The 20,571-nt window shown below is 63.4% G+C and carries 17 protein-coding genes and 1 pseudogene; 4 read left to right on the forward strand and 14 right to left on the reverse strand.

Annotation, left to right across the window (positions count from 1 at the left end):
- The first annotated feature begins 132 nt into the window (after nt 1–132).
- Nucleotides 133–1,509 carry a VOC family protein gene (locus tag NTD89_RS10105; protein ID WP_262207379.1) on the forward strand — a complete coding sequence of 459 codons (1,377 nt, stop codon included), beginning with the start codon at nt 133–135 and terminating at the stop codon, nt 1,507–1,509.
- 156 nt (nt 1,510–1,665) lie between these two features.
- Here the strand turns inward: NTD89_RS10105 and NTD89_RS10110 are convergent, their stop codons facing one another.
- Nucleotides 1,666–1,890, reverse strand: coding sequence for a DUF465 domain-containing protein (locus NTD89_RS10110; protein ID WP_145166142.1), 225 nt, complete (start codon nt 1,888–1,890; stop codon nt 1,666–1,668).
- A gap of 175 nt (nt 1,891–2,065) precedes the next feature.
- Here NTD89_RS10110 and tkt point away from each other — a divergent pair, with 175 nt between their 5' ends.
- Nucleotides 2,066–4,123, forward strand: a complete 2,058-nt coding sequence (gene tkt, locus NTD89_RS10115; RefSeq protein ID WP_262207381.1) for a transketolase — start codon at nt 2,066–2,068, stop codon at nt 4,121–4,123.
- Between the two features lie 52 nt (nt 4,124–4,175).
- Here tkt and uvrA read toward each other — a convergent pair whose 3' ends face one another.
- The 9 genes and pseudogenes from uvrA to NTD89_RS10160 all read right to left on the reverse strand — a co-directional run bounded on the left by uvrA (nt 4,176) and on the right by NTD89_RS10160 (nt 16,403).
- Entirely contained in the window at nt 4,176–6,695 is a 2,520-nt protein-coding gene (uvrA, locus tag NTD89_RS10120) for an excinuclease ABC subunit UvrA (RefSeq protein WP_262207383.1), read from the reverse strand.
- Between the two features lie 8 nt (nt 6,696–6,703).
- Nucleotides 6,704–8,407 (reverse strand): ATP-binding protein, encoded by a 1,704-nt coding sequence (locus NTD89_RS10125; protein ID WP_262207385.1) that lies wholly within the window; start codon nt 8,405–8,407, stop codon nt 6,704–6,706.
- Between the two features lie 126 nt (nt 8,408–8,533).
- Nucleotides 8,534–11,626, reverse strand: coding sequence for an error-prone DNA polymerase (locus NTD89_RS10130; protein WP_262207386.1), 3,093 nt, complete (start codon nt 11,624–11,626; stop codon nt 8,534–8,536).
- The gene (locus NTD89_RS10135) at nt 11,602–13,017 is read right to left on the reverse strand and encodes a Y-family DNA polymerase (protein ID WP_262207387.1); all 1,416 of its coding nucleotides are present in this window, start codon (nt 13,015–13,017) and stop codon (nt 11,602–11,604) included. Before NTD89_RS10135 ends, NTD89_RS10130 begins: the two co-directional genes overlap by 25 nt.
- Nucleotides 13,018–13,024: 7 nt before the next feature.
- Nucleotides 13,025–13,639 (reverse strand): translesion DNA synthesis-associated protein ImuA, encoded by a 615-nt coding sequence (imuA, locus tag NTD89_RS10140; protein ID WP_262207389.1) that lies wholly within the window; start codon nt 13,637–13,639, stop codon nt 13,025–13,027.
- Complete coding sequence (lexA, locus tag NTD89_RS10145; RefSeq protein ID WP_106579904.1) at nt 13,639–14,256, reverse strand: transcriptional repressor LexA; 618 nt, start codon at nt 14,254–14,256, stop codon at nt 13,639–13,641. Before lexA ends, imuA begins: the two co-directional genes overlap by 1 nt.
- Nucleotides 14,257–14,363: 107 nt before the next feature.
- Nucleotides 14,364–14,462 (reverse strand): annotated as a pseudogene (locus NTD89_RS10150) (hypothetical protein); the annotation flags it as partial.
- A gap of 230 nt (nt 14,463–14,692) precedes the next feature.
- Nucleotides 14,693–15,445: an outer membrane beta-barrel protein gene (locus NTD89_RS10155; protein WP_145166135.1), complete on the reverse strand. Its 753-nt coding sequence runs from the start codon at nt 15,443–15,445 to the stop codon at nt 14,693–14,695.
- A gap of 124 nt (nt 15,446–15,569) precedes the next feature.
- A complete protein-coding gene (locus tag NTD89_RS10160; protein ID WP_262207392.1) occupies nt 15,570–16,403 on the reverse strand; it encodes an arylamine N-acetyltransferase family protein in 834 nt (277 codons plus the stop codon).
- A 120-nt stretch (nt 16,404–16,523) separates the two neighbouring features.
- Between NTD89_RS10160 and NTD89_RS10165 the strand changes: the two genes are divergently transcribed.
- Nucleotides 16,524–16,760 carry a DUF6555 family protein gene (locus NTD89_RS10165; RefSeq protein ID WP_106579910.1) on the forward strand — a complete coding sequence of 79 codons (237 nt, stop codon included), beginning with the start codon at nt 16,524–16,526 and terminating at the stop codon, nt 16,758–16,760.
- A 37-nt stretch (nt 16,761–16,797) separates the two neighbouring features.
- Here NTD89_RS10165 and NTD89_RS10170 read toward each other — a convergent pair whose 3' ends face one another.
- Together NTD89_RS10170 and NTD89_RS10175 are read right to left on the reverse strand one after the other, a co-directional pair.
- Nucleotides 16,798–16,995 carry a DUF6021 family protein gene (locus NTD89_RS10170; RefSeq protein ID WP_242199442.1) on the reverse strand — a complete coding sequence of 66 codons (198 nt, stop codon included), beginning with the start codon at nt 16,993–16,995 and terminating at the stop codon, nt 16,798–16,800.
- Nucleotides 16,996–17,010: 15 nt separating this feature from the next.
- On the reverse strand, nt 17,011–17,187 hold the full coding sequence (locus tag NTD89_RS10175; protein WP_178119767.1) for a hypothetical protein: 177 nt from the start codon (nt 17,185–17,187) through the stop codon (nt 17,011–17,013).
- A gap of 117 nt (nt 17,188–17,304) precedes the next feature.
- Between NTD89_RS10175 and NTD89_RS10180 the strand changes: the two genes are divergently transcribed.
- A complete protein-coding gene (locus NTD89_RS10180; RefSeq protein ID WP_242199441.1) occupies nt 17,305–17,826 on the forward strand; it encodes a DUF3087 domain-containing protein in 522 nt (173 codons plus the stop codon).
- A 75-nt stretch (nt 17,827–17,901) separates the two neighbouring features.
- On the opposite strand, the gene NTD89_RS10185 is transcribed toward NTD89_RS10180, so the two are convergent.
- Together NTD89_RS10185 and NTD89_RS10190 are read right to left on the reverse strand one after the other, a co-directional pair.
- Complete coding sequence (locus NTD89_RS10185; RefSeq protein ID WP_262207393.1) at nt 17,902–19,029, reverse strand: MFS transporter; 1,128 nt, start codon at nt 19,027–19,029, stop codon at nt 17,902–17,904.
- 70 nt (nt 19,030–19,099) lie between these two features.
- On the reverse strand, nt 19,100–20,464 hold the full coding sequence (locus tag NTD89_RS10190) for an MFS transporter (protein WP_262207395.1): 1,365 nt from the start codon (nt 20,462–20,464) through the stop codon (nt 19,100–19,102).
- Nucleotides 20,465–20,571: the final 107 nt, after the last annotated feature.

A 20,571-nucleotide genomic window follows, 5' to 3' on the forward strand; every position in this document is an offset into this window, starting at 1 on the left:
TTGTCATATTCACGTCATCTCATTCATTTGCAGAATGAAGTCCAGAGGATTCTTCGTTTGCAACACTGGCTCAAGCTCAACAAAATCCAGCGATAGGCCAAGTTCACGCCCCTAGCCATCAGGAATTTTTCTATGCCCACCACCGCACATGTCAGCCCCGACGACATCCGTAGAGGCTTTTCCAAAGCCATGTCCGACATGTACCGAGATGAAGTTCCGCTGTACGGGGCGCTGATGGCCCTGGTGGCCGAGACCAATAGCTGGGTGTTGGCCGGTGATTCGGGGCTTTCCCGGCAGTTGCAGCGCACGGGTGAAATCGAGCGTCTGGACATGGAACGCCACGGCGCCATTCGCCTGGGCACAGCCATGGAACTGGCAACCATCCGCCGTCTGTTTGCCGTGATGGGCATGCAGCCGGTGGGCTACTACGACCTGACGCCCGCGGGCGTGCCGGTGCATTCCACTGCGTTTCGCGCCGTGCATGAACGCTCACTGCAAGCCAGCCCGTTCCGTGTCTTTACTTCACTGCTGCGTTTGGAACTGATTGAAAACCCTGAGCTGCGCGCCTTTGCCGAAAACGCCCTGGCCAAACGCAACATTTTTACCCCCGGCGCCATGGCGTTGATCGAACAAGCGGAGCGCGACGGCGGCCTCGACGCCCAAGACGCCGATGCATTTATCCGCCAAGCCCTGGAAACCTTTCGCTGGCACCACACCGCCACGGTCACCGGCGCGCAATACCAGCAACTGAGCGACCAGCATCGCCTGATCGCCGACGTGGTTGCGTTCAAGGGCCCGCACATCAACCACCTGACCCCGCGCACCCTGGACATCGACCAGGTGCAGGCCGCCATGCCCGGCAAAGGCATCACCCCCAAGGCCGTGATCGAAGGGCCACCGCGTCGCCACTGCCCGATCCTGCTCCGCCAGACCAGCTTCAAGGCGCTGGACGAGCCGATCGCCTTTACCGACGCGAAGGGCAGCCACAGCGCGCGCTTCGGCGAAATCGAACAACGCGGCGTCGCGTTGACCCCCAAAGGCCGCGCCCTGTACGACCAGTTGCTGAACGCTGCGCGCGACGAATTGGGCGCCTTCCCGAATGAGGCCAACGCCGCGCGGTATGTGCAATTGATGGAGCAGCACTTCGAGGCCTTCCCCGACAACCACACCCAGATGCGCGAGCAAGGGCTGGCGTACTTTCGCTATTTCGTCACTGAGCAAGGCCTGGCGGCGCGCGGCCAAGCCAATCAACCGGCCACACTCCAGGCGCGCATTGCTGCCGGCCATGTGGACGTGGAACCGCTGGTGTATGAGGATTTTCTACCGGTGAGTGCGGCGGGGATCTTTCAGTCCAATCTTGGCGATGCGGCGCAGAGTCACTATGCGGCGAATTCGAACCAGGCCGAATTCGAGAAAGCACTGGGCTGCCGAACGATTGATGAGCTGAAGCTGTACAGCGAGACGCAACAGCGCTCGATGGATGAATGCATCCAGGCGCTGCAGGCATGAAATGAGAGTGCCCACCCGGCTCACCAGCGCAATCCTTGCGCCGCAACAGTCCCCAGAGCCGGGTGGGCGGTGCGCATGATAGACAGTGAAAAGCGCCCTGTCCCTCAGACAATTCTGAACAAATATGTCCGCGCCCTGTAGGAGCGCGGACTGCAACTACGCCAACTGCTGCACAATCTTGTCTTTGACCAGCAGGCGCTTCTTCTTCAATTTTTCCAGTTCTTCATCAGCCCCGCCTGAAGACTCGAACGCCAGCACCTCCTTGTCGGCGGCGTCGTATTGCTCGAGCAGCGTGTTCAAACGGTCATCGCCCCTCCTGCGTTCGTGAACGACTTCCTTGGTCAAACCCAGATCCTGATACAGGTCGTGTTTCACTGGCATGGAGTACCTCCGCAAGTTGATCAATGGCCTACGCGTTTGAAGCTAGCCCATTGCGAGGGGTCTTGTCATGTCCGGGGTCATTACATCCCCGTTCGTCGTAACGCGGGCGATGCGATCAAACCTTTGCCACGCCCTGCCCTCCACTGTAGATCGCCACCCGAGGGAGAACGGTTTCATGAAACACGCTGCCACTGCTGTCGACACCCAATGCATCAACACGATTCGCACCCTGGCCATGGACGCCGTGCAAAAGGCCAACTCCGGCCACCCCGGCACGCCGATGGGCCTGGCGCCAGTGGGCTACACGTTGTGGAGCCGCTTCCTGCGTTATCACCCGCAGCATCCCGACTGGCCTAACCGCGACCGTTTTGTGTTGTCAGTGGGGCACGCGTCGATGCTGCTGTATTCGCTGCTGCACCTGGCCGGCGTGGTGGAAATTGATGCTCACGGCAAGCGTTCCGGCCAGCCGGCAATCAGCCTGGACGATATCAAGCAGTTCCGGCAGATGAGTTCCAAGACCCCGGGCCATCCCGAGTACCGCATGACCACCGGCGTTGAAACCACCACCGGCCCCCTTGGCCAGGGGTGCGCCAACAGTGTCGGCATGGCCATGGCCGAGCGTTGGCTGGGCCAGCGTTTCAACCGCGACGGCAGCGTGCTGTTCGATTACAGCGTCTACAACCTGTGCGGCGACGGCGACATGATGGAAGGCATCAGCAGCGAAGCGGCCTCGATTGCCGGGCACCTGAAGCTGGACAACCTGTGCTGGATCTACGACAACAACACCATCAGTATTGAGGGCCATACCGAACTGGCGTTCAGTGAAGATGTGATCAAGCGCTTCCAGGCCTACGGCTGGCACACCCTGCACGTCACCGATGCCAATGATTTGCAGGCCTTGAGCAGCGCCCTGGAAACCTTCAAGGCCAACACCGGCGCACCGACCCTGATTGTGGTCGACAGCGTGATCGGCTACGGCTCGCCACACAAGCACAACACCGCCGCCGCCCATGGCGAACCGCTGGGCGCTGATGAGATCCGTCTGACCAAGGCTGCCTACGGCTGGCCCGAAGACTCCAGCTTCCTGGTGCCCGACGAGGTCCGCACCGTGCTGCGCGATGCGCTGCTTGAACGCAGCCAACCGCAGTATGAAGAATGGACTCGCCACGTGTCGCAGCTGGAACAGTACGAACCGGAACTGGCCGATGAACTGCGCCGCATGCGCGCAGGCGAAATGCCCGAGCATTGGCAGGATGAGCTGCCCAGCTTCGACACCGACGCCAAAGGCGTCGCCAGCCGCGCAGCCGGTGGCGAGGTATTGAATGCCTTTGCCCAACAGGTTCCGTGGCTGCTCGGCGGCTCCGCAGACTTGTCGCCATCGACCAAGACCAACCTGACCTTTGATGGCGCCGGGCGGTTCAGTGCCGATGATTACAGCGGGCGCAACCTGCACTTCGGTATTCGCGAGCACGCCATGGGCGCGATTGCCAACGGCATGGCGCTGTCGTACCTGCGACCCTACACCTCGACCTTCCTGGTGTTCAGCGACTACATGAAACCGCCGATCCGCCTGGCGGCGATCATGGAATTGCCGGTGGTGTTTGTGTTTACCCACGACTCGATTGGCGTCGGCGAAGATGGCCCGACGCACCAACCCATCGAGCACCTGACGCAACTGCGCGCGACGCCGGGGTTGCTGACCCTGCGACCCGGCGACGCCAATGAAACCCTGGAGCTGTGGAAGGTCGCGCTGGCGCAGACCCATCGGCCAAGTTGCGTGGTGTTGTCGCGTCAAGCGCTGCCCACCCTGGACCGTACGAAATACGCGGCGGCGTCCGGTGCGGCCAAGGGCGCTTATGTCCTGGCGGGCGCGGATAACCCCAAAGTCCTGCTGCTAGCGACGGGCAGTGAAGTCAGCCTGGCGGTTGCGGCTTATGAGCAGTTGAAAAGCGAAGGCATTGCCGCGCAGGTGGTGTCGATGCCCAGCTGGGAACTGTTCGAAGAACAGGACCAGGCATACCGCGACAGCGTGTTGCCGCCGGCGGTAAAAGCCCGGGTCGTCGTGGAACAAGCCGGCCCGCTGGGGTGGGACCGTTACGTCGGGCAGACCGGCGCCAAAGTGGTGATGAGCACCTTTGGCGCCTCGGCACCCTTGGCCAAGCTGCAGGAAAAGTTTGGGTTTACCACAGAGAACGTGGTGAAGCTGGCCAAGGAGCAAATGGCTAACGCCTGATAAAAAATGCGCAAGCGGCTGGCCCGCTTGCGCATTTTGACCTGATTGGCAGTTAAGTCAGTTCTCGCACCAGAAACGGCGCAGTACGGCTGACCTTGCTTTTGGCCACCTTCTGCGGCGTGCCACTGGCCACCACCTTCCCGCCTTGCATGCCGGCCCCCGGCCCGATATCGATCACCCAGTCACTCTGCGCCACGACGCGCATCTCGTGCTCCACAACCACCACCGTATGCCCCGCCTCGACCAGATGATTCAGCTGGCTGAGCAAGCGGTCCACATCGCGTGGGTGTAACCCGGTGGTAGGCTCGTCCAGGACATACAACGTGGCGCCGCGCGCATTGCGTTGCAGCTCGGTCGCCAGCTTGATGCGCTGCGCCTCACCGCCGGACAGCTCGGTGGCCGGCTGGCCCAACCGCAAATACCCCAGGCCAATATCGCGCAACACCTGCAACGAGCGCAGCACACCGGGCTGCTCGGCAAACACCGCCACCGCCTGCTCCACTGTCAGCCCCAGCACTTGGGCAATGCTCAACCCCTGCCATTTGATCGCCAGGGTTTCAGGGTTGTAACGCGCACCGTGACATGTCGGGCACGGCGCGTACACGCTCGGCATGAACAGCAACTCGACACTCACAAACCCCTCACCCTCGCAATTGGGGCAGCGGCCCTTGGCGACGTTGAAGGAGAACTGCCCGGCATCATAGTGGCGCTTCTTCGCCGCCGGCGTGGCGGCGAACAGTTTGCGCACGTTGTCGAACAGCCCGGTGTAGGTCGCAAGGTTGGAGCGCGGCGTACGGCCGATGGGTTTCTGGTCCACCTGCACCAGGCGCCGGATCGACTCCAGGCCCGCAGTGATACGCCCGCCGCTGGTTTGCGGGGTGTCGTCTTCCAGGCTGGGCTCTTCGTCGGCTTCCACCACACGGCCCAACCCCGCGCCCACCAGTTCCAGCAGCGCCTGGCTGACCAGGCTGGATTTGCCCGAGCCAGAAATACCCGTCACCGCCGTGAAGCATCCCAGTGGGAAGTCCACGCTCAGGTCATTGAGGTTGTTGCGCGTCACGCCTTCGAGCTTCAACCAACCGGTGGGCTCACGGCGCGCCTGGCTCGGTGGGCGCCGCTCGGCAAACAGATATTCGCGCGTCTGCGACGCCTCGATATCCGCCAGGCCCGCTGGCGGGCCGCTGTACAGCACTTGCCCGCCGTGCTCGCCGGCAGCCGGCCCCACGTCGATCAGCCAGTCGGCGCGACGCATGGTTTCCAGGTCATGCTCAACCACAAACAGCGAATTGCCTGCGGCTTTCAAACGCTCCAGCGCAGTGAACAACGCTTCGCCATCCGCCGGGTGCAGACCCGCCGATGGTTCATCCAGCACATAGATCACGCCGAACAACTGCGAGCCCAATTGCGTGGCCAGGCGCAGGCGCTGCAGCTCGCCGGATGACAACGTCGGCGTGCTGCGCTCCAGGGACAGGTAGCCCAGGCCCAGCTCGATCAGGGTGCTCACGCGCTCAAGCAAATCCTCGGCGATGCGCTGGGCGGCCAGGCGTTTTTCCACCGACAGCTTCATCTTGTCCTGCCCCGCCGCGACCGGCCGCAGCAACTCGGCCAACTGCGACAGCGACAGTTGCGACAGCTCACCGATATCCACCCCGGCAAACTTCACCGACAGCGCCGCGCGGGTCAGGCGTTTGCCCTCGCACAACGGGCAGGCGCTGCCCTGCATGAACTGCGAGACGCGCTTTTTCATCAGCGCACTTTGGGTGTGGGTGAAGGTGTGCAGGATATAACGCCGCGCGCCACTGAAGGTGCCCTGGTAGCTGGGTTCGAGCTTGCGCTTCAAGGCCGCGCGGGTCTGTTCGGGCGTGAAGCCTGCGTACACCGGCACGGTCGGGGTTTCTTCGGTGAACAGGATCCAGTCGCGCTGCTTTTTCGGCAGGTCGCGCCAGGGAATGTCCACGTCATAGCCGAGCGTCACAAGGATGTCGCGCAGGTTCTGCCCTTGCCACGCCAACGGCCACGACGCCACCGCACGCTGGCGAATGGTCAACGACGGATCGGGCACCATCAGCGCCTCGGTCACCTCATACACCCGGCCCAGCCCATGGCACTGCGGGCACGCGCCCTGGGGCAGGTTCGGCGAAAAGTCCTCGGCGTACAGCATGGCCTGGCCCGGCGGATAACTGCCGGCACGCGAGTACAACATGCGGATCAGGCTCGACAAGGTCGTGACGCTGCCCACCGAAGAACGCGCACTCGGCGTGCCGCGCTGCTGCTGCAGGGCCACGGCCGGCGGCAGGCCTTCGATGGAATCCACATCCGGCACGCCGACCTGATCGATCAGGCGCCGTGCGTAAGGTGCTACCGATTCGAAATAGCGACGCTGGGCCTCGGCGTACACCGTGGAAAACGCCAGGGATGATTTGCCGGAGCCCGAGACGCCGGTGAACACCACCAGGGCGTCCCGCGGAATGTCGACGTCGACGTTACGCAGGTTATGTTCGCGAGCGCCGCGCACTCGCACAAAGCCAAGGTGCTGGCCGGTGACAGGAGGGATGTTGCGCTGTGAAGTCATGAAAGACCTTATCGGACAGTGAGCACGCTGCGCACCCGTTGTGTCAGGGATTCGGGGCTGTAGGGCTTGCTCAGCAGATGAATGTCGGGGCTCAGCAGATGATTGCTGGAGAGAATGTCGCGGGTGTGCCCGGAGGTGAACAGCACCGCCACCGGCGGTACCTGGGCGCGGGCCCAGTCGGCCAAGTCAGTGCTTTTGACCCGGCCGGGCATGACCACGTCGGTAAAAATCAGGTCCGGCTGCACGCCGCCCTGCAGCGCTTGCATCGCGCGGTCGCCGTCTTCGGCGGTGAGCACGGTGTAGCCCGACTGCTCGAGCAATTCCACCACCGTCACCCGTACATCGACGTTGTCCTCGACCACCAGAATGGTTTCCTGGCCGCCCGCGTGCGGCACAGCCTCAACGGGATGGCTGTCCGGGTCCTCGGCGCCGAGGCTGCGCGGAAAGTACATCTGCACCACCGTGCCCTTGCCCTCCTCGCTCCACACCTCGACATGGCCGCCGCTTTGCCGCACGAAACCAAACACCATGCTCAGGCCAAGGCCGGTGCCATGGCCTTCACGCTTGGTGGTAAAGAACGGTTCGAACACCCGCGCCAGGACCGCCGACGACATGCCCACGCCAATATCCGTGACGGCCAGGCGCACATATTCGCCAGGCAGGACGCTCTTGCCCGCACAGTCGTCGGGGTTGAGGATGATGTTATCGCCGGTGATGCGGATCACGCCCTCGCCTTGCATGGCATCGCGGGCATTGATCGCCAGGTTGAGCAAGGCGTTTTCCAGCTGGTTGCGGTCGACGTTGATGCACCAGGAATCCTGGGGCAACTGCACATCGATATGGATGGTTTCGCCCAACGCGCGCTGCAGTAATTCACCCAAACCTGCATAGATGCGCTGGGGGTTGTAAACAGCCGGCGACAACGGCTGGCGTCGAGCAAAGGCCAGCAGTTGCGACGACAGTTTGGCGCCGCGCTCCACCGCTGCGATGGCGGCCGTGACACGGCGCTGTACCTGGGCATTCTCGGGTTCGTGCCGGGCCAGCAGGTGCAGGTTGCCGGCGATCACTTGCAGCAGGTTATTGAAGTCGTGGGCCACGCCACCGGTCAGGCCGCCGATGGCTTCGAGTTTTTGCGACTGACGCAATTGCGCTTCGGCCGAGGAGCGCGCCTGCACTTCGGCCGCCACGCGTTGCTCCAGGTTATGCGTCAATTCCTGGCGTAAGCGCTCGGAGTTCACGTGACCGGTGGTCTCTACCACAATCGCGAGCACACCGGCCGGTTGTTGGTCATCGCCGGCGACGGGGCTGTAGTAAAGATCCATCCAGACATCTTCCGGCTTGCCATTGCGCAGCAGCACCAGTGCCTTGTTGTTGAACGATAACGTGCCGCCCGCCAGGCAGGTGTCCACGACATGCCGGTTGAACTCGGCCACTTCCGGCCAGCCCAGCTCCACGGGCGTGCCCAACAGAAACGGATGCCGGCCGCCGGCAAATATCGAGTAGCTGTCGTTGTAGATCATGTACCCAAGCCGCCCCCACAGCATCACCATCGGCATGGGGGATGCCAATAGCATCTGCACGGCGCTGACCAGACTCTTCGGCCAGGCGTGGATCGGGCCCAGGTCAGTGGTCGACCAGTCGAAGGCGCGGATCCGCTGGGCCATTTCACCGCCCCAGCCTTCGCAGCCATGGGTGTTGGATAAAAATTGCATCTATGGGCTCGTGGCGAAGAGAAGGATGGATGAGTGATGCAGTTACGCTGATAAAAACTTGGAGCCTGCCTGCAATAATTCGTTTCATTGCATATAGCTTATCCGAGAAGGACTGAGCAACTGCCGTCAGTGAAAATCCCGGCTGCGCACACTAATCCCATCCAGCAGCGGCGTCAGATCGGTCAGGCGCCCGGCAATCAAGTGCCGCACCTCGCCTACCGCCTCCCAGCGCCCGTCGACTTTCAACAGGCGCGAACCGACCAACGCCTGACGCTGACGCTCGGCCAAGTCACGCCAGACCACCACATTGAGGTTGCCGAACTCATCTTCCAGGGTGACGAAGGTAACCCCGCTGGCGGTGCCCGGGCGTTGCCGGCCAGTGACCAGCCCCGCGACGCTGACGTTGCGCCCATGCGCCACCGCCATCAGCTCGAGGGAACTGCGACAGCGGCGTTTACGCAGCTCATCACGCAGCAACGCCAAGGGATGCGGGCCAAGGGTGGTGCCGACCGTGGCGTAGTCGGCCTGCAGGTCTTCGCCAACCGTTGGTGCCGGCAGCGCCACCGCCGCTTCGTCGGGGCTGGGCAGGCCAGCGAACAGCCCCAGCTGTTTATGCACACCGGCCACTTCCCAGCGCGCCGTGTGCCGGTTGCCGGCCAACGCGCGCAAGGCGCCCGAGTCCGCCAGCAACGCCTGGGCGCGAGCATCCAGCCCGGCGCGTTCGTCCAGGTCGGCAATATCGCTGAACGTACCGCGCTGGCGGGCCGCTTCGATGCACCGCGCGTCCTCCTCGCGAAACCCCGAGATCATGCGCAAGCCCATGCGGATCGCCGGTTGCTGGCCGTCGATGGGTTCCAGGCTGCAATCCCAGTCACTGGCCAGCACATCCACCGGGCGGATCTGCAAGCGATGACGCCGCGCATCCTGCAGGATCTGGTCCGGGCTGTAGAAACCCATGGGCCAGCTGTTGATCAGTGCACAGGCAAAGGCCGCCGGCTCATGGCATTTGAGCCAGCAACTGGCGTAGGTCAGCAAGGCAAAGCTGGCCGCGTGGGACTCGGGGAAACCATAGCTGCCAAAGCCTTTGATCTGCTCGAAGATTTGCGCGGCAAATGCCTCGCTGTAACCGTTCTTGAGCATGCCGGTGCGCAGGCGCTCCTGATGCGGTTCCAGCCCGCCGTGGCGTTTCCAGGCGGCCATGGAACGGCGCAACTGGTCGGCCTCGCCGGGGCCATAGTCGGCGGCGACCATGGCGATCTGCATGACCTGTTCCTGAAACAGCGGCACGCCCAAGGTGCGTTCCAGCACCGCCTTGAGTTGCGGTGAGGGATACGTCGTCGGCTCTTCGTTATTACGCCTGCGCAAATACGGGTGCACCATGCCGCCCTGGATCGGCCCCGGCCGCACGATGGCGACCTCGATCACCAGGTCATAGAATTTTTGCGGCTTGAGCCTGGGCAGCATCGACATCTGCGCGCGCGACTCGATCTGGAACACGCCAATGGTGTCGGCCTTGCTGATCATCGCGTAGGTGGCGGCGTCTTCCTTGGGAATCGTCGCCAGCGCCAGGTCCAGGTTGCGATGCCGGCGCAGTAAATCGAAGCAGCGGCGGATCGCGCTGAGCATGCCCAGGGCCAGAATATCCACCTTGAGCAGGCCGACGGCATCGAGGTCGTCCTTGTCCCACTGGATGATGGTGCGCTCGGCCATGGCGGCGTTTTCCACCGGCACCAGCGTGTCCAGCGGGTATTCGGAAATCACGAAGCCGCCCGGGTGCTGGGACAAGTGCCGGGGGAAGCCGATCAACTGCTGCGTCAGCGTGAGCACACGGCGCAGGATCGGGCTTTGCGGGTCGAAGCCGCCTTCGCGCAGGCGCTCCAGGGGCGGCGCATCGTCACTCCAGCGCCCACAGCATTCGGCCAGGGCGTTGATCTGGTCCGGCGGTAAGCCGAGGGCCTTGGCCACATCGCGCACTGCGCCGGCCGCGTGGTAGCTGCTGACCACCGCCGTCAAGGCCGCCCGGGTGCGGCCGTAGCGCTGGAACACGTACTGCAGCACTTCTTCGCGGCGTTCGTGTTCGAAGTCGACGTCGATATCCGGCGGCTCGTTGCGCTCCTTGGACAGGAAGCGCTCGAACAGCATGCTCATCAGACTCGGGTTGATCTCGGTGATGCCCAAGGCAAAACACACCGCCGAGTTGGCCGCCGAGCCCCGGCCCTGGCACAGGATCGAACGGCTGCGGGCAAAGCGCACAATGTCGTGCACGGTGAGGAAATAACTTTCGTAACCCAGCTCGCTGATCAGCGCCAACTCATGGTTGATCTGCTGCAAGGTCTTGGCGTCGACACCCTCAGGCCAGCGCTGGGCAATGCCTTCTTCGGTGAGCTGGCGCAACCAGGATTTCGCGTTCTGGCCGGCGGGCACCAGCTCGCGCGGGTAGTGGTAACGCAATTGGCTGAGGTCGAACGTGCAGCGCCGCGCGATGGCCAGGGTTTCATCGAGCAAGGCCTGCGGGTACAGCGCGCCGAGGGCGTCGAGGCTGCGCAGGTGCCGCTCGCCATTGGGGTGCAGGCGTGTGCCGGCGTCGGCCACCGTGACGTGATGGCGGATGGCGGTCATGGTGTCTTGCAGGGCGCGGCGACCGCGCGCATGCATGTGCACATCGCCGCAGGCCACCGCCTTGATGTGCAGGCTGGCGGCCAGGGCCAGGCGCTGCTCCAGGTGGCGCGCATCGTTCTGGCCGCAATGCAGGTGCACCGCCAGCCACAGGCGATCGGCGAAGGTACGCCGCAGCCACTGGATCGAGGCCTGGGTGTCGCTGTCTTCGGCAACCCACAGCGCCAGCAGGCCAGGCAGAGGCTGGTCGAAGTCTTCCTGCAGCAGGCGATAACGACCTTTTTCGGCACGGCGTCGGGCCAGGGTGATCAGCCGGCACAAGTGCTGGTAGCCACTGAGGTCTTCTACCAGCAACACCAGTTTGGGGCCGTTCTCGATGCGCACCTCGCTGCCGATAATCAGCGGCATGTCCACCGCCTTCGCCGCCTGCCAGGCGCGCACGATGCCCGACAAGGTGCATTCGTCGGTGATCGCCAAGGCGCTGTAGCCTTGGCGCTTGGCGCGCTCGAACAACTCCAGCGCACTCGACGCGCCGCGCTGGAAACTGAAATTGGACAGGCAATGCAGCTCGGCGTAGCTCATGCAAACCAGCCTTGCAGCCACAACCCATCGCTTTGCCCGACGGTGCGATAGGCCCAGCCTTGCTGCCCGGCGCGGGTCTGGATCAGGTAATAGTCGCGGCGAATATCGGCGCCATCCCACCAACCGGATTCGATGCGTTCCGGGCCCATCAGAATCTGTACACCCTGCTCGGCCAGCAAGGTCGGCTCGTGCAGCAACCAGCCCGGGCGTTGCACCTTGTTCAAGGTGGGGCACGCGCGGCTATCGGCGGCGGCTTGCCAGGCGCATTCGGGGCGGTGGTCGGCATGAAAGCGCAGGCCTTGCACAGCTTCATCGCCCAGGCGTGCGCGCAGGCGTTCGCGCAGTTGTTCCCAGGGCAACGTCTGTTGCGGGCGGTCGTCGAACAAGTCCTGGCGCTGCGGCACGAACACCGGCAGGTCCTGGGCCACCAGGCGAAAGCCGCGTACCGGCGAGGTGACTTGCACCTGTTCCAGACGGCCACGGGCCAGTTCGAACAGCATCGCCGGTTCGCGCTCGGCGCTGAGCAGGCCGACCTTGATCACGCTGTCAGGCGCCTGGGCGTGTTCCAGGTGCAGGTCGAAACGCTGCACGCCGCTGTCGCGACCGCAGAGGAAGGCCGACAGGTCACCGGTCAGGCGGCGCAACGGAAACAGTAAGGCCTGGTGGGATTGCACATCGAAATTCAGCTCGATGCGTGCATCGAACTGCTCCGGTGGCTGATAGAACGCCAGTGGCAGCGGCCGCTGCCCGCTCAGCGCATCCAGGTGCTTGAGCAAGCCGGCATCAAAGCGCCGCGCCAGCGTGTGGCGGGGCAACGCCTGCACCTGGGCCAGCGTGCGCAGGCCCATGCGTGACAAGGCGGTGGCGGCTTGCGGGTCGAGGCCTGAACGGTCGACAGGCAGTGGCGCCAGGGCTTGGTGCAGCGCGTGATCATCGGCCACGGCCAGGCCATCGTAGATATTGGCCAGCACCCGCGCCGCCGCCGGATTGGGCGCGGCGACGATACGGTGGCGAAACCCCAACGCGGTCAGCTCGTTGCGCAACCGCGCCTCGAACTGCGGCCACGGCCCGAACAGGCCCAGGCTCGATTCGATCTCGAACAGCAAGGCGCGCGGGTAATACACACTGACCTGAGAACTGAAACGGTAAGCCCAGGCCGCCAGAAACTGCTGCCAGCGCTCGATTTCTGCGGGGTCGTATTCGGCGCTGGCGAAGGTCTTGGCCAGCGCATGCGCAGCCGTCAGCGATTGCCCGGGGCGCAGGCCCAGCGCGCGGGCGGCGGCATTGACGGTTTGCAACACGCGGCGCTGCGGTGTGCCGGCCAGCAGCACCAGCGGTTGATCGGGCTCGGGATGCACACGCTGCACCCCGTCCAGCGCCAATTGCGGGAAGACAATACACACCCAGCGCATGGCAACCTCAGTGCCCCGCCAGCGCAATCGGCGCCGGATGGGCCAGCCCGCCCCGGCATTTGAGCACCCGCACTTGCGCAGGTTTTGCCTCAATGGCAAGGCGCAAGGCGGCGGGCGAGGCATTGATTGCCTCGTGTAAAGAGCGCCAGGCAAACGCCAGGGTCTGCCCGGTTTCGGCCGCCACCTGCAAACGGCGCAAGGCGCGGTCATCAGCCTTGCGCGGCCAGCACAGCACGGCGCCGCAACTGCCGGAACGCAGGCATTGTTCGACGGCCCACAAGGTATCGCGCTCCTCGGCCTGGATCACCGAAAGCTGGCGCAAATCCACCCCGGCGTTCTGCCAGGCGTGCGGGTACGGCGTGTAAGGCGGCGCGACCAGCACGATGCGCTCCCCTGCCGTTGATAAGCGCGCCAGGGTCGGCAACACCAATTGCAACTCGCCGACCCCTTCCTTGGCCATCAGGATTTCGCTCAGGGCCGCCTCCGGCCAGCCGCCGCTGGGCAGCACCGCGTCCAGCGCCGCCAGCCCGGTGGGGTGCACGCTGGCCGGCGGCGCAACCGGTCGGCCCTTCCAGACTCGGCCGCCATTGAACAGCGAGTCCAGAGCAACGACGGCGCCCATCAGCCTTGCCTCACCAGGCCGCAGAACACTCCTTCGATGGCCAGGTCCTGGTCGGGGCCTACCTCGATGGGTTGATACGCGGGGTTACGCGGCAGCAGGCGCACATGTTCGCCATGGCGCTCGAAGCGTTTGATGGTGACCTCGCCGTCCAGACGCGCCACCACAATCTGGCCGTTCAAGGCTTCGGCGCTGCGACGTACGCCGACCAGGTCGCCGTCGAGAATGCCGTCTTCGATCATTGAATCGCCCTGCACCCGCAACAGGTAATCCGGGGTTTTCGCAAAGGTGGCGGGGTCCAGTTGCAGGCGGTTGTGCACTTCGGCGTCGGCGCCAATCGGCAAACCGGCGGCGACGCGACCGAGCACGGGCACATCCAGCCATTCGGGGCGTGCCGGCTGGTTGAGCAGGCGGATGCCCCGGGCCTGGTTAGGGTTGACCTCGATGTAACCGGCTTCCGTGAGGGCCACCACGTGCTTGCGCGCAACGCTGCGGGAGGCAAAACCGAACGCCTCGGCGATCTCGGCGAGGCTGGGGGGCTGGCCTTGCTGCGCGATACGGTCGCGGATGAAGGTCAGGATGGCAGTGCGGCGGGGGGTCAGGGTCGTCATGGAGTACATTTGTACTCTTGTAGGAAATCTCTGACAATAGCCGTCAGTCGGGAGCGCTTGAGTGCCTGTCTCAGGGCAGCAACGCACCCGTACTCAGCGCAAGCCTGCCACCTGAGTCAGCCATGAACTGGCCAAGTCTCAACTATCTTTGCGCCGCGCACCGCCAGCAAGTCCCCAAACTGCAACAGCACATACTCACTCTGCGTGGGCCGCAGTGGCGCGTTCGGGGGGGATGTTTGGGCGTGTCGTCACAGGCGGTCAGCAGGCCGAGGACGGCCAGCAATAAAGCAACGCAGCGCATGGCCACCCTCTCTTTTTAGGCTGTGGAAGCTGCTTGCACACTAAGGCAGCAACGCCACGGCGTTGAGGGTTTTGACGGACACAAAGGGGGCTTGGTGGGACAGTCGAATGCGGGGCGTTGGCCACCCCGCATCCAGCGGTTCGCTTAGAACGCGATACCGACCTTGAAACCGTATTCGTCACGCTTGAGCTTGGTGTTGTCGGCGACATAGGAGTCGTCGTCAAGCTTGTATTCGGTACGGGTGTAGTACAGGCCCGCCATCACTGGCAGGTCGCCTTTCTGGTTCATCAGCAGGCTGACTTCAGCGTAAGGGTTGGTGCGGTCCTTGAGGTCCACGGTGTCGCTGCCCACGCCATCGACTTTGAGCTTGGCACGGCCGTCGATGGTACGACGGGCACCGGCTTCGACGCGCAGAGTCATGTCATCGAACTGGTGGTTGTAACCCAGGGCAGCTTTGGCGAATGGCGACTTGTTGGTGAGCTTGACGTCGTAGTCATTGGTGTCCGGCTCGTAGCGGGTCCAGCTGTAGCCGCCACCCACAATCACGTCGACAAAGTTGCGCGCGTCGAGCGCGGCACGCCAGCCGAGGTCCAGGTCAGCCTGGCCTTCCTTGAGTTTGTTGTCGCTCTTTTCGCCGTACTTGGCTTCGATCCCGGCCTGGTAGATAAAGCCGGATTCAGCGGTGAGCTTGTTGCCGAAGTTGTAGAACAGGCCCGCTTCAGGCATGTGGTCCTTGTCGCTGTCGCTGCCGCCTTCGAGCTTGAAGTCGTTGTAGCTGCCCTGCAGACCGAAAACGGAAATCGGGCCCGTCGGTGCAGCGGCGAACACCACGGCAGGCGCAGCGACCAGCGCCAACAGCGAGGAGCCCTTGAGGAATTTTCCGAATAGCTTGGACATCGTTTTACATCTCCTTGTCTGGTGAGCAAATTATTCAGGAATCGCTTCGAACCTCGGCTTTCGCGAAAGGTTCGAATTAATTTGCGTCGATTTGGAGAAAAAACGGTTCAGCGCAGGCTCTATCTCAAGCTTCTTTGGAAGCTGCTATCACTAGGCCATTAAGGCTCTCGCGAAGAAGTGGATGCGCCGGCAGACGAATACCCAAGGTGCCATGCAGCACTGCCAGCAGCTCATCGACACTCTCGATTGCGCGCTTTTCACTGGGCTGATCCAGGCAGTGGACCGCGTAGTGGGCGTTATTCAATGTGTAGCGTTTACCCGGCGCGAGCAGCGCAGCTTTCAATTGCCCGACAAACACCGAATCCGGGTGCGTCGACACGTACCAGTTGCCGATTTCATAGTCCCTATCCGCCTGCACCTGCAGGTCAAACACATACAAGCCTCGCCACTCCTCGCCCACCTTGGCCCACAGGGTGTAATCGGCGCCATTGCACGTCAGCCGATAGGGTTCATGGGCAGTGGCCTGGGTCGCCTCGGTGTCCAGCTGCAAGGGGCTGCTTGGCACCATGCCGCCGAAGCCGACGTCGGTGACATAGCGCACGCCTTCCAGGGTGACCAGGCTCAGGCGATGGGTGCGCCCGGTGCGCGCATCTACCGGCCCGCCCATCACTACCCAGCCGGTGAGACCGCGCGCCTCGAAACCCAAATCCTGCAAGAGCGCGAGAAACAAGTGGTTCAACTCGAAGCAATACCCGCCACGCCCATCGAGCAGAACCTTTTGCTCGATGCTCGGCAAGTCGATCGGCACCGGGCAGCGCAGCAACGTCGACAGGCTTTCAAAGGCGAACGTGCACACATGGCGCAGCTGCAATTGCTGCAGGGTTTGCAGGGTCGGCGGCGGCGGCGTGTCGTAGCCCAGGCGTTGCAGATAAAGCTGGCGATGAGTCAAGCGGGGCATGGCGCGATCCTTGAGCGCGGGGCGAAGCGCTCACTATGCAGGGCCAGTGTGCGACTTGTCATTTTGACTGAACCTTTTTGAACACTCACCGATCCATCTATAACAAGACAGGGAGGCAACATGAGTACCGCAAAAATCTACACCATTAATTACCAACTGCACGGCCAACCGAAGTCCTTTGTGGTGCGCGCGGAGGTGATGAACAACGCCGAGGCGTGGCATTGGGCAGCGGTGGATGCCGACATCGCCCATGTCAGCCGCATTGGGCGTGTGGGTCACGAACAGGTGAAAAAAACCACTCGGCCCTGGGCGGAAAAGTTCGGTATTACCGACGTCACCTGGGTGCCGCCCAAATAAGCAAAAGCCCCGCAATGGCGGGGCTTTTTGTGTTTCTTTAGTTAGTTTTCAAGTCGCCCAGCGGATCATAGGGCGGCTTTTTTTTCGGCTGTTTTTCCTTGTCCAACGGCGCGATCGCAGGGCCGATGGGGTCGACTTGCGGGTCGGCTACATCCGGGGAATCCGGGTCAAAACCCAGCTCGTCCTTGCCACTGCCATGCTCGTCTGAACGCGGGCCTTTCGGGGGATTACTCACGGCGACCTCCTGGTTTTAAAGCGGGCGGGCTTTGTCGTGAAGGTGTTCGAGGTCTTGCTCGACCTGTTCCACATCGTCGTCCTGACGCTGCGCCGGGTCGTTGGGGCGTAACGCATCGTTATCGCGCTCCTCTTCACCGGGTGTGCGATCAGGGTCAGGGGTGCCGGGCGGCGGCTGTTTGTATTCGGGCATGATGGTTTACCTCACGGGGGCTACACAGATGTAGAGAAACCGCGGCAAGCCATCGTTCAACTTGATTGCGCAAAGCATGCGAAGATGCCACCCCGCCCTTCTTGAGACCAGACCCGGATGTTCGAGCTCAAACCCTGCGACCCCGCCACCTTCCGCCAGCAGACCCGCCGCAGCACCCTGATCATTGCCGTGCTGTTCGTGGCCCTGGCAATGCTGCTGTCGAGCCTGGCAGTCATGCTGTTCGGTGAACCTGGCGGTGACAACTTTCGCTTCAATGTCGGCGGCGTGTTTGCCGGGGTGTTGATCACCGTCGCGTTGGTGCGCGGGCCGTTCTGGACCCAACCCTGGCTCGCGCCGGCGGTGTATGGCTGGCAGCTCAAGCGCAGTTTGATGAGCGTCACCAACGTGATGCACAAGGTCACCGAAGGCGTGCAAGCCAACGACCCGACGGCGATCAAGCTGCTGCGTTTTTACCACTTGGGGCTCACGCAGATGCATGCGCTGGACGCCAACTCCAGTGCCCAGGCGCAATTGCTCGGCGAGATCGACGCCCACCAGGCGAAGATGCAGGCACTGGGCATCGACACCGAGCAAACACGCCTGGACCCCGCATGGCTGGACAGCCTTAAAAGCGCCTAAGCCAGCACGCCGATGCGCTGTTCATCCAGCCCCCGCACGAAAGCTTCTTGAAGGGACACACACTCCCTCACCGCGTCAGTTGGAAACCTGGGTGCGCCAGCAAAATACCGCGCTCACCGCGATGGCCGCGCCCGCCAGGCCGAACACCCAAGGCGCTGACGCCACCGGCAGCAACAGGCCCGCCAGCAACGGCCCGAGGCCCGCGCCGACATCGCGCCACACCGCATTCGAGGCCAGTGCCGAGACGCGCATCGAGCCCGGGTTGCGCTCGGCCACCAGGGTGGTCACCAGCGGCAGTTGCAGCGCGCGCAGCACCAATACCGCCGCCGCGCCGACAATCACCCAATAACTGCCGAACGCCGTCAGGGCCAGGGCACTCAAGAATGAAAACAGCAACAGCATCGACGTGGCGCCAAAGCGTTGCGCCGCCCGGCCGCCCAGGGGGCTCAGGAGCATTTCCGAGGCATACCGCAGGGCCATCAAGCCGCCGGCGATCAGCACCGCATCGCCGCCGAGAATCTTTTGTGCCTGGATCGACAGGCCAAAAATAAACAGCCCGTCCAGCGCCACGCCCTCGATAAACGACCAGGTCGCCACACTGTCGGGCCACTTGAAGCGCCGCCCGGTGCTGTGCAAATCATGCCCGGCAGTGGGCAAGCCACGCGCCACCCACAAGCCCGCCAGGCAGCAGCCGGCAAGCATCACAAAGATCGGACGTGGGCCGGCCCATAAGGTCAACCAGCCACCCAGCGGCAGCGCCAGCATCGGGCCGAGGGCGATCATCGCGCGTGAACGCCCCGCGCGGCGGGCTGCGCCAACGGGCTCGGACGTTGCCAACACTTGGGTCGACAGGTTCAGCGCGGCAAAACACAGGCCCCAGATCAGCCGCAGGCCCAGCAGCGCAGCGAACCCCGACAGCAGCGAATTGCCCAGGGCGCACACCGTCGCCGCCCCGGCAGCAATCATGCACGTCAGCCGGTCACCGTTGCGCGCATAGAAATTGAGCACATGCCGATAGCCAAAAATCCGCACCAGGCGGTTGGCTGCCAACAACACCCCGGCCTGCGCCAGCGTGATGCCAAAGGCCTGGGACTCCATCGGCAACAGCAAGTACAGCAACACGTCGCTGGGCAGGCATAACGCGAGGGTCAGCGCGGCGCGTCGGGACGTGGTATCGGCAGTGCGTTGGGCCAGGCTGGACATAAATCTGAAACATCCTGAAATATTCAGGCCGCCACGTTAGCCTTCCCATGGCGGACTTTACAACGCCCAATCACGCCTTTTTCCCATAGGGCAACAAACGCAAACCGCTGGCCACACTGCCCACCAACGCAAACACGCAACCCAGCCACAGCGCGTATTGCGGGCCACTGCCCAGGGACAGGTGAAAACACAACGCCACCAATGACGCCCCCAGCGTTTGCCCCAGCAACCGCGAGATCGCCACGATGCCGCTGGCCCCGCCGCTGCGGGCCAAGGGTGCGCTGGTCATGATCGCCTTGAGGTTGGGCGATTGAAAAAAGCCAAACCCGGCGCCGCACAGCGCCATGCGCCAGCCGATATCAAAGGCCGACGCGCCGCTGCTCAGGGTGGCCAGCGCCGCCATCCCCGCACTGAGCAGCAACAGGCCGATGCCGCACAACACGCCCAGCGACACACGGTCTGCCAGGCGCCCTGCGACCAGGGCCATGACCGCAACAACGGCCGGCCACGGCGTCATCAGAAAACCGGTTTCCACCTGGCTATGACCAAGCACCGCCTGCAGCAGAAACGGCAATGACACAAAGGCCAGGCCTTGAGCGCTGAACGCACAGATCGCCGTAAGGGAAGACAGCGCAAACACCGGGCGCTTGAACAGATCCAGGGCCAGCATCGGCGCCGGGTGCCCAGCCTGGCGGCGTAACAGTAACGCACCGCAGACCAGCGCCACGGCGATCAGGCCCAGGGTCAATGCGCCCTGAACGCCGTGCACCGCCGTGCCCAGGCCAAGCACCAGCAAGGCGAACAATCCGGCACACAGCAGCGCGGCGAGGCGGTCGAACGCGTGACCGGTCATGGGCAGTGTCGGCAATGACCGCAGGCCCAGCCCCAGGGCCAAAAGGCCCAGCGGCACGTTGATCAGGTACAGCCAGTGCCAGCTGGCCACCGACAGAATCGCCGACGCGGCAGTCGGCCCGAGGGTGAACGCCAGCCCCACCACCAGCGAGTTATAGCCAAGGCCGCGCCCGAGCATTTTTGCCGGGTAGATATGCCGCAGCAACGCGGTATTCACGCTCATGACCGCCGCCGCGCCCAGGCCTTGCGCCACACGCGCGGCCGTCAGGGTCAGCAACGACCCGGCCAGCCCGCACAACAGCGACGAGACAATAAACAGCAGCAACCCACCGAGGTATACCCGACGGTGCCCCCACACATCACTCAACGAAGCGAATGGCAGCACCGTGGCGATAATCGCCAGTTGGTAGGCGTTGACCACCCAGATCACCGAGGCCGAGTCGGTGCCGATGCCTTCGGCCAATGTGGGCAGCGCGGTGTTGACGATGGCCGTGTCGAGGGTCGCCATGCCGATCCCTAAAGAAAGAGCGATCACGGCCGGCAGGCGTTTATTGAAGGGCAACCCATCGGCAACAGAAGACATGAACAATCCGGCGCTGGTAACAAAGGCCCCTAGAGTACGGGCAGATGCGGATTTTTTCAGTGGCCAATTGCCTGGCTGTCAGAGTTTTCATGTTTACCACCGCCTCG

It is taken from the genome of Pseudomonas sp. 14P_5.3_Bac1 (assembly GCF_025466135.1).
Lineage (GTDB): Bacteria > Pseudomonadota > Gammaproteobacteria > Pseudomonadales > Pseudomonadaceae > Aquipseudomonas.

What these genes read in the sequence shown, in the direction of transcription:
- NTD89_RS10105 (WP_262207379.1), top strand. Translation starts at nt 133, where the DNA reads ATGCCCACCACCGCACATGTCAGCCCCGACGACATCCGTAGAGGCTTT.
- NTD89_RS10110 (WP_145166142.1), bottom strand. Translation starts at nt 1,890, where the DNA reads ATGCCAGTGAAACACGACCTGTATCAGGATCTGGGTTTGACCAAGGAA.
- tkt (WP_262207381.1), top strand. Translation starts at nt 2,066, where the DNA reads ATGAAACACGCTGCCACTGCTGTCGACACCCAATGCATCAACACGATT.
- uvrA (WP_262207383.1), bottom strand. Translation starts at nt 6,695, where the DNA reads ATGACTTCACAGCGCAACATCCCTCCTGTCACCGGCCAGCACCTTGGC.
- NTD89_RS10125 (WP_262207385.1), bottom strand. Translation starts at nt 8,407, where the DNA reads ATGCAATTTTTATCCAACACCCATGGCTGCGAAGGCTGGGGCGGTGAA.
- NTD89_RS10135 (WP_262207387.1), bottom strand. Translation starts at nt 13,017, where the DNA reads ATGCGCTGGGTGTGTATTGTCTTCCCGCAATTGGCGCTGGACGGGGTG.
- imuA (WP_262207389.1), bottom strand. Translation starts at nt 13,639, where the DNA reads ATGGGCGCCGTCGTTGCTCTGGACTCGCTGTTCAATGGCGGCCGAGTC.
- lexA (WP_106579904.1), bottom strand. Translation starts at nt 14,256, where the DNA reads ATGTACTCCATGACGACCCTGACCCCCCGCCGCACTGCCATCCTGACC.
- NTD89_RS10155 (WP_145166135.1), bottom strand. Translation starts at nt 15,445, where the DNA reads ATGTCCAAGCTATTCGGAAAATTCCTCAAGGGCTCCTCGCTGTTGGCG.
- NTD89_RS10160 (WP_262207392.1), bottom strand. Translation starts at nt 16,403, where the DNA reads ATGCCCCGCTTGACTCATCGCCAGCTTTATCTGCAACGCCTGGGCTAC.
- NTD89_RS10165 (WP_106579910.1), top strand. Translation starts at nt 16,524, where the DNA reads ATGAGTACCGCAAAAATCTACACCATTAATTACCAACTGCACGGCCAA.
- NTD89_RS10175 (WP_178119767.1), bottom strand. Translation starts at nt 17,187, where the DNA reads ATGCCCGAATACAAACAGCCGCCGCCCGGCACCCCTGACCCTGATCGC.
- NTD89_RS10180 (WP_242199441.1), top strand. Translation starts at nt 17,305, where the DNA reads ATGTTCGAGCTCAAACCCTGCGACCCCGCCACCTTCCGCCAGCAGACC.
- NTD89_RS10185 (WP_262207393.1), bottom strand. Translation starts at nt 19,029, where the DNA reads ATGTCCAGCCTGGCCCAACGCACTGCCGATACCACGTCCCGACGCGCC.
- NTD89_RS10190 (WP_262207395.1), bottom strand. Translation starts at nt 20,464, where the DNA reads ATGTCTTCTGTTGCCGATGGGTTGCCCTTCAATAAACGCCTGCCGGCC.